1 protein-coding gene is annotated in these 473 nt (G+C 35.3%); it reads left to right on the top strand.

Translation table 11 applies throughout. The annotated features are described in order from the left end of the window. Positions 1 to 183: 183 nt before the first annotated feature. A partial coding sequence (locus J1785_RS00230) for a helix-turn-helix transcriptional regulator (RefSeq protein WP_420803816.1) occupies positions 184 to 473 on the top strand: 290 nt, incomplete at its 3' end.

The raw sequence follows: 473 nt of genomic DNA on the forward strand, positions 1-473 counted from the left end.
TTAATGACCACGTTTCGAAAATGGGAATTTCGCGTTCCGTTAACAGAAATTTATAATAATTTTATTAAAAAACAAACAGTTAAAACCAATAAAAATATGGCATAGCAATTGCTTAAGCCTTTCATGTACGGAGTTACGCTTTTAAAAAGTTCATCATTAATGGCTTGCACAGAAGGGGTGGGTATGTGGCAACGCAAACTGTCGAACGCTGAAAAAACACTTTTCACTCAGAAAATAATCGAGGATCTGAATCATCGTCATTTAACTGTGTATGGAAAACATGCACATACCGAAAAAGCATTATGTGTTGTCAGGATCATTAATTTTATGCTTGAGAATATTTCTGACGAAATAACACTTGAGGATTTGGAAAAGATATGTGGTAAAACACGATTTGATATTTGCCGGGTATTCAAACATTTCTATGATGTCACACCGATAAAATGGATGTGGAAAGTCCGACTCGCCTTAGC

Source organism: Rahnella perminowiae, assembly GCF_019049755.1.
In the GTDB taxonomy this organism is placed as follows: Bacteria; Pseudomonadota; Gammaproteobacteria; order Enterobacterales; family Enterobacteriaceae; genus Rahnella; species Rahnella perminowiae.